This is a genomic window from Tardiphaga sp. (assembly GCF_028290785.1).
Classification (GTDB): domain Bacteria; phylum Pseudomonadota; class Alphaproteobacteria; order Rhizobiales; family Xanthobacteraceae; genus Tardiphaga.
The window spans coordinates 1-6,956 of record NZ_JAQGJD010000270.1 but is presented as its reverse complement, the minus strand read 5'-3'; the positions used below and the strand labels follow the sequence as shown (position 1 = coordinate 6,956).

Below are 6,956 nucleotides of genomic sequence, written 5' to 3'. Positions count from 1 at the left end.
TCCAGCACCTTGAAGCGGGAGACGCCGGTGAGTTCGAGGATGTAGCGGCCATCGCCGGATTCCGCGAGCTGGGTGATGCGGCCGACGCAGCCGACGCGAAACAGCGCTGGATGGGCCTCGTCGTCCGAATGCGACACGTCGGGCTGGATCATCCCGATCAGGCGATGCCCGTCGCGGAACGAATCATCCACCATCGATAGATAGCGCTCCTCGAATACGTTGAGCGGCATCTGGCCGCGCGGCAGCAGCAGCGCTCCCGGTAGCGGAAACACCGGAATCACCTCGGTGAGGTCGCCGGGCCCGCGATAGTCGGCATTGATCGGCATGTCCGGTTCCGATTCGTCAGGCGAGAGCTATGAGAACAGGATGGTCGAGAGCCGCTTGCGGCCGTCGATGGTGGCCTCGTCGGTCGGCCCCCACGCCTCGAAGAACTGCACCAGCTGCTTGCGGGCGCCGTCCTCGTTCCACTTGCGGTCGCGCTTGACGATTTCCAGCAGGTGATTGGTCGCCTCCGGGCGCTGGTTGGCGGCGTTCAGCGCGGTGGCGAGGTCGAATCGGGCCTGATGGTCGAGCGGATCGGCCGCGACCTTCTGTTCCAGCTCGGTCACCGGGCCGAGCGCGCTGGCCTGCTCCAACAGGTCGATCTTGGTCTGCACGGCCTTCACCGCGGCGTCCTCGCGCTTGGCGGCGGGCACCAAAGCGAGGGTCTGTTTGGCCTGCTCGATGGCGCCGGTCTCGACGTAGCAGCGCGCCAGGCCTGCCAGCGCCGGGATGCTGGTGGAATCCGCCGCGATCACCTCGGCGTAGATCGAGGCGGCGGTCGCCGGATCGCCCGCGGCAAAAGCCGCCTCGGCCTCCGCCAGCAATTCCGCAGCGGTGGGTTCGGCACCGGGCATGCCGGCGGTCAGCTTGTCGATGAAGGCGGTGACCTGGCTTTCCGGCACCGCGCCCATGAATCCGTCGGCAGGCTGGCCGTTGACGAAGGCGATCACCGCGGGAATCGACTGGATTCCCATCTGGCCGGGAATCTCCGGATATTCGTCGATGTTCATCTTGACCAGCTTGACGCGGCCCTTGGCGGCGGTGACGGCCTTTTCGATGATCGGCGTCAGCGTGCGGCACGGGCCGCACCACGGCGCCCAGAAGTCGATCAGCACCGGCTGGCGCTTGGATTCCTCGATGACGTCCTGCACGAAGCTCTGCGTGGTCGTCTCTTTGATGAGCGCGGTGGCTTGCGGCGCCGAATCTGCCTGCGGCACCATGGCGCCGCCCTGTTCCAGTATGGTCACGTGAACCTCGCCTGATGTCGGAAAGAATTGGCCGCTTCTAGCATGGCCCGCGGTTTAAATGGCGCTGGCCATGGCAATTTTCAATTGGGCCAAATCGGCCCGAGGGGACCTGATTCGGCTGCAACGGTGCGGTTTTGCCGTCTATTGGCCGATTTGGGGTCAAACCGGCCCGGTTCGGCCGTTAACGTCGGTTAACTGGCGGTCCGGCCGAGAATCTTGCTGTTGTCTGGCTGTTGCATTCGTCGGCGGCATTTGGCATAGGTCTGCGCGTTGACGGCGCGCAAGCGTTGTCCAGCTTCTCGGATGCGGGTGTAGCTCAGTGGTAGAGCACGACCTTGCCAAGGTCGGGGTCGAGGGTTCGAATCCCTTCGCCCGCTCCAGAATTTCTTGGCTCTCTCCCGGCGCCGATTTGGGCATCGGGTTTCGTTGACAGGCCGCCGCAAGGCGGCTTTGTCGTTTCTGGTTCCGCGTTTCCGGTTCCTGATGGCATCGCTTGAAATCGTCAGGCGTTGGGCAGACAATCGTTCATCTGATCGGGTGCGGGACGAACGATGCCGGCAACAACGGATTCCAACCTGGAAATAGCCAAACGCGCCAATGACGAGGCGCGCGCCGATTTTGCCACCTGGCTGATGATGGCGAAGCTGAACAGCGTCGATGCGCTGCCGCAGGAATCGCAGGCGTTCTTTGCCGGTTACCGCGCGCTGCTGGCGCGGGGCAAGCCATCCGAAGCGGCCGCCGCCGAAACCACCATTCAGCTCGTGTACCGGAGCTACTATTCCCGCATGGGCGGCACCGGCACGGCCCCCCTCATCAAGACCGCTCCGAGAACAAGAACAATGTCCGACAACCATGGCGACAACGTCACGCCCTTCCGCAAGATCAAGCCCGACAAGCCGCCGCAGCCCGAAAAGAAGAAGCTGCCGGTGGCGCTGATCTTCATCGGCCTGGTGCTGCTCGCGGTGCTGTACAGCTATCTCAGCAAGGGGATGCTTTGAGCGGCGCCTGTTATTAGTTGGACGTCGGCTCCGCAGCCGTCATTGCGAGGAGCCCTTGCGACGAAGCAATCCAGTGCTTTGCTTGTGGCTTTCTGGATTGCTTCGCCCAACGAAATTGGCTCCGCCAATTTCGCTAGGGCTTGCAATGACGTCTATGTGACCAGAGTGGGATGCCATCCCGGTCACCGCGCTGCACCAAACGCAGCGATCGCGGTCTCGCAATTTCACCAAATTTTCTTCAATCATTTGCCATCGCCTGCCGCACAACTCCGCTTTTCAGTGTGCGCAGTTGTGGTAGCATTGTCTGTCTGCGGGAATGCAGGCCAATAAGATTCGTCTCGTACGTTCAAACAAGACATCGCAGCCGCAACGAGCTGCACAGGGAGTAACGCGATGACATCGATGTTCTATCGATCAGTTCTTGCGTGCGCCGCCATCCTCGCTCTATCGGGAACCCAGCAGGCCAGCGCACAGGAAAAACTCAAGAGCTACAAATCCGACACCAAGGAATTCTGGACCCATCCGCCGGATGACTGGTTCCTCGGCGACGAGACCGAGGCCCAGAAGGGCCTGGCGCCGCCGTCCGGGCCGCCGACCGGCGCGTCCGATGCCGAACTCGCCGCGATGATGAAGAAGATCAAGCTGCCGGCGGGCTTCAAGATCGAGGTCTATGCCTCCGGCGTGCTCGCCGCGCGACAGATGGCATGGGGCGACAACGGCACTTTGTTCGTCGGCTCGTTCGGCCTCGGCAACGTCTATGCGATCACAGACAAGGGCGGCAAGAAGGACGTCAAGACCGTCGTCAAGGGACTGAAGATGCCGACCGGCATCGCGTTCCGCGATGGCGCGCTCTACGTCATCGATATCGACAAGCTGATCCGCTACGACAATGCCGAAGCCAATCTCGACAAGCTCGGCGACGGCAAGGTGGTGTATGACGACATGCCGTCCTACGCCGCGCATGGCTGGAAGTATCTGGCGCCGGACAAGGATGGCTGGTTCTACGTGCCGTTCGGACCTCCCTTCAACATCGGCATCCCGCCGACCTCGCTGTCGCAGATCCGCCGCATCGATCCGAAGACCGGCAATGCGGAGATCGTGGCGCTCGGCGTGCGCAACAGCGTCGGCGGCGACGTCGATCCGCGCACCGGCAAATACTGGTTCACCGAGAACGCCCGCGACTGGATCAGCGACGACATGCCGAGCGACAAGCTCAACATGGTGTCGAAGCTCGGCGAGCATTTCGGTTACCCGTATTGCCACCAGGGCGACATGCCGGATCCGAAGTTCGCGATGGGTCACGCATGTTCAGAGTTCACGCCGCCGGTGCTGAACCTCGGCGCCCATGTGGCCCCCTTGGGCATGAAGTTCTACACCGGCGACCAGTTCCCCGCCGAGTACAAGAACAACATCTTCATCGCCGAGCACGGCTCCTGGAATCGGCATAAGTACCAGGGCGCACGGATCAAGCGCGTCACCGCCGATTCCGATGGCAAGAACGCCAAGCAGGAGATTTTTGCGTCGGGCTGGATTGAGGGTGACCAGGGCTATCTCGGCCGTCCCGCCGATATCGTGCTGGCGAAGGACGGTTCGCTGCTGGTGGCCGACGACTGGGCCGGCGCGGTGTATCGCATCAGCTACGCGAAGTGAGATGACGAAGGTGGGGCCGGTGCGCCGGCCCCTCCCCGTCATTGCGAGGAGCCCTTGCGACGAAGCAATCCAGTTCTTGCCGAGTTTGCGGCCTTCTGGATTGCCGCGTCGCTTCGCTAAGGGGAAAGCCAATTGGCTTTCCCCTGACCTCGCCATGACGAACGATGGGTTCGAAAACTGGAATACCGATGATGCGACTCCGAGTGTTTCTCGCCGCGTTACTCCTGCTTGCGATGAGCCATCGTTATTCCGAAGCCGCCGATCTCGCCGCCGGCAAGGAAAAAGCCGAACTGTGCAGCGCTTGCCATGGCGAAAACGGCATTTCGCAAATCGAGAACATTCCCTCGCTCGCCGCGCAGCCCGATGCGTTCATCCAGTGGCAGCTGGTGTTCTTTCGCGCCGGCACCCGCAAGAACGAACAGATGCAGCCGATCGTCGAGCAGCTCAACAACGACGACGTGCGCAATCTCGGCGCCTATTTCGCTTCATTGCCGCCGCCGCCGAAAAAGTCTGATGACAATCCCGATCTGTCAGCGAAGGGCGCGCAGGCGGCTGTCGGAAGGCGTTGTGCCTCGTGCCATACCGATTCATACGCCGGCACCAAGGCGGTGGCGCGCATCGCGGGGCAGCGCGAAGAGTATCTGGTCAAGGCGCTGCACGATTACAAATCCGGCGTCCGCGCCGGCGGCGGCATGGCGGCGATGGCCGACGTCGCCTATCCCCTGAGCGAGGAAGAGATCGTCGCGCTGGCGCACTACCTCGCGCATTTGTAGGGGCGATAATGTTGTCGTCCCGGACAAGTGAGCGCAGCGAACGCTGATCCGGGACCCATAAACTCCGAGCCTGCGATCGCACGAGACCGGCTGCTACACCGCGCAACATGACGACAGCGGCTATGGGTCCCGGCTTGTGCTCGCGCTGGTGCGCGAGCTTGCCGGGACGACAGGACACTAGCTCCGGTTTGCCTCATAGGCCTTGAGATGCGTGTAGATCACGCGCAGCCTCGGCACCGGCGACTTGGCGGCGTCGGCACGGACGATCAGGTCGCCGATGATCTGGTCGGCTTCGATCGGGGCGTGGTTCTGGATGTCGCGGAACATCGACGCCGTCAGTTTCGAGTCGGTCGCCGTCAGCATGGTCTCGGTACGCGCCAGAAACGCTTCGCGCGGCGTGTAGCCATTGGCGGTAGCGATCGCGCTGATCTCGTCGCGGACGCCAAGCATGAAGTCGCGGCCGCCGGGCGCCGCCACGATCGGGCCGACCGCCGAGCGCATCGCGCTGGTGGCGCCGGCGATGGTCGCCAGGAACACCCACTTCTCCCACATGTCATGCATAATGGTTTCGCTGGCCGCGGCGCCAAAGTTGCCCTTCGCCATGATCGCGGCGAGCCTGTTCACCCGGTCGCTGGGCTTGCCGTCGCGTTCGCCGAAACTCAGCGCCTGCATTGGCGCGAGTTGCACCACTTCGCGCTGCGCGTTGAGCGTGGCGGCGATCTGGCACTGGCCGCCGAGCACGTTGCGGGCGCTGAACTTTTTCTCCAGCACGTCGAGATGGCGCATGCCGTTGAGCATCGGGACGATCGCGGTGTCGGGTCCGACCGCCGGCGCGAAGGAGGCGATGGCGTCGTCGAGATCGAACGCCTTGCAGCTCAGCAGCACCGCATCGAATTTTTCGGTGAGCTGGTCGGCCTGCACCGTCGGTGGATTGTTCAGGGTGACGTCGCCATGCGGGCTCTTGATCACCAATCCGGCGCTGGCCAGTTCGGAGGCGCGCTTCGGTCGCACCAGGAAGGTGACGTCCGCGCCCGACTGCAGCAGCCTTCCGCCGAAATAGCCGCCGATGGCGCCGGCGCCGACCACGAGAATTCGCATGGGGAATGTCCTGATTGATGAGATTCAAACTGAGGAAGGGCAGCCGTCATTGCGAGGAGCGAAGCGACGCGGCAATCCAGATCCGCAGGCAAAGAAAGGTCTGGATTGCTTCGTCGCAAGGGCTCCTCGCAATGACGGCTGCGAGTCGCGAGTATCTTGCTTACCACTTCTCGCCGAACGGTCGAATCTCCAGTTCGAACGTCCAGGCGCTGCGTGGCTGCTGGTAGAGCTGCCAGTAGGACGCCGCCACGGATGCGGGCGGCATCAACAGATCGGGATTGTCGAGCGCTTCCTTGCCCCAGAGCTGTTCGCGCCGCTCGCGCACCCATGCGGTATCGACGCCGGAATCGATGATCAGATGTGCGACATGGATGTTGTTCGGGCCCAGTTCCCGCGCCATCGCCTGCGCCACTGCGCGGAGGCCGAATTTCGCCGAGGCAAAGGCGGCATAGCCGGAGCCGCCGCGCAGGCTTGCGGTGGCGCCGGTGAAGAAGATGTTGCCTTGGCCGCGCGCCAGCATCAGCCGCGCCGCCTCGCGCCCAGCGAGGAAGCCGGAGTAGCACGCCATCTCCCAGACTTTTCGGAATACCCGTTCGGTGGTTTCCAGGATCGGGAAATTGACGTTGGCGCCGATGTTGAAGATGCAGATCTCCAGCGGCGCGTGGGCATCGGCGTCGTTCAGGAAGGCGATCACCTCGTCTTCCTTTCGCGCGTCCAGCGAGCGGGCGACGATGCTGCCGCCCGCCGCCTCGATCTCGACCACCAGCGGCGCCAGCTTGTCGCCGTTGCGGCGGCCGGCGAACACCGTAAATCCCTCGGCGGCGAACTTCTTCGCGATCTCCGCGCCGATGAAGTCGCCGGCGCCAATCACGGCCACGGTGGCGTTGCGTTTCTGCACTGGAAGCTCCTGCCTTTTGTAGGATGGGTTGAGCGAAGCGAAACCCATCATCCGCGAGCACGGCCGTCTGATGGGTTTTGCCGATCGCGCTGTCGCGCGACGGCTTCAACCCATCCTACGTGTTACCGCGTGATCAATTCCTCGATGTCGCGCAGCTGTTCCTTGCCGTAGAACATCTCGTCGCCGACATAGAAGGTCGGCGAGCCGAACGCGCCGCGATCGACGGCAAATTGGGTGTTGGCGACCAGCT

At 63.1% G+C, this 6,956-nt stretch carries 7 protein-coding genes, 1 tRNA gene and 1 pseudogene; 4 read left to right on the top strand and 5 right to left on the bottom strand.

What is annotated here, in order from left to right; translation table 11 throughout:
* Together JWR89_RS16555 and trxA are read right to left on the bottom strand one after the other, a co-directional pair.
* Nucleotides 1–326, bottom strand: a 326-nt coding sequence (locus tag JWR89_RS16555) for an LON peptidase substrate-binding domain-containing protein (RefSeq protein ID WP_299718028.1), incomplete at its 3' end; no start/stop codon positions are given.
* A 27-nt stretch (nucleotides 327–353) separates the two neighbouring features.
* Nucleotides 354–1,262 carry a thioredoxin gene (gene trxA, locus JWR89_RS16550; RefSeq protein WP_299718032.1) on the bottom strand — a complete coding sequence of 303 codons (909 nt, stop codon included), beginning with the start codon at nucleotides 1,260–1,262 and terminating at the stop codon, nucleotides 354–356.
* A 332-nt stretch (nucleotides 1,263–1,594) separates the two neighbouring features.
* Between trxA and JWR89_RS16545 the strand changes: the two genes are divergently transcribed.
* The 4 genes from JWR89_RS16545 to JWR89_RS16530 all read left to right on the top strand — a co-directional run bounded on the left by JWR89_RS16545 (nucleotide 1,595) and on the right by JWR89_RS16530 (nucleotide 4,710).
* Nucleotides 1,595–1,669 (top strand) — tRNA-Gly (locus tag JWR89_RS16545).
* Nucleotides 1,670–1,840: 171 nt separating this feature from the next.
* Nucleotides 1,841–2,287, top strand: coding sequence for a hypothetical protein (locus JWR89_RS16540; RefSeq protein WP_299718026.1), 447 nt, complete (start codon nucleotides 1,841–1,843; stop codon nucleotides 2,285–2,287).
* Nucleotides 2,288–2,680: 393 nt separating this feature from the next.
* A complete protein-coding gene (locus JWR89_RS16535) occupies nucleotides 2,681–3,937 on the top strand; it encodes a PQQ-dependent sugar dehydrogenase (protein WP_299718024.1) in 1,257 nt (418 codons plus the stop codon).
* A gap of 191 nt (nucleotides 3,938–4,128) precedes the next feature.
* Entirely contained in the window at nucleotides 4,129–4,710 is a 582-nt protein-coding gene (locus tag JWR89_RS16530; protein ID WP_299718030.1) for a c-type cytochrome, read from the top strand.
* 177 nt (nucleotides 4,711–4,887) lie between these two features.
* Here the strand turns inward: JWR89_RS16530 and panE are convergent, their stop codons facing one another.
* From panE to JWR89_RS16515, 3 genes and pseudogenes are all read right to left on the bottom strand, one after another.
* A complete protein-coding gene (gene panE, locus JWR89_RS16525; protein WP_299718022.1) occupies nucleotides 4,888–5,808 on the bottom strand; it encodes a 2-dehydropantoate 2-reductase in 921 nt (306 codons plus the stop codon).
* 160 nt (nucleotides 5,809–5,968) lie between these two features.
* Entirely contained in the window at nucleotides 5,969–6,706 is a 738-nt protein-coding gene (locus JWR89_RS16520; RefSeq protein ID WP_299718020.1) for an SDR family oxidoreductase, read from the bottom strand.
* Between the two features lie 122 nt (nucleotides 6,707–6,828).
* Nucleotides 6,829–6,956 (bottom strand): annotated as a pseudogene (locus JWR89_RS16515) (2-hydroxychromene-2-carboxylate isomerase); the annotation flags it as partial.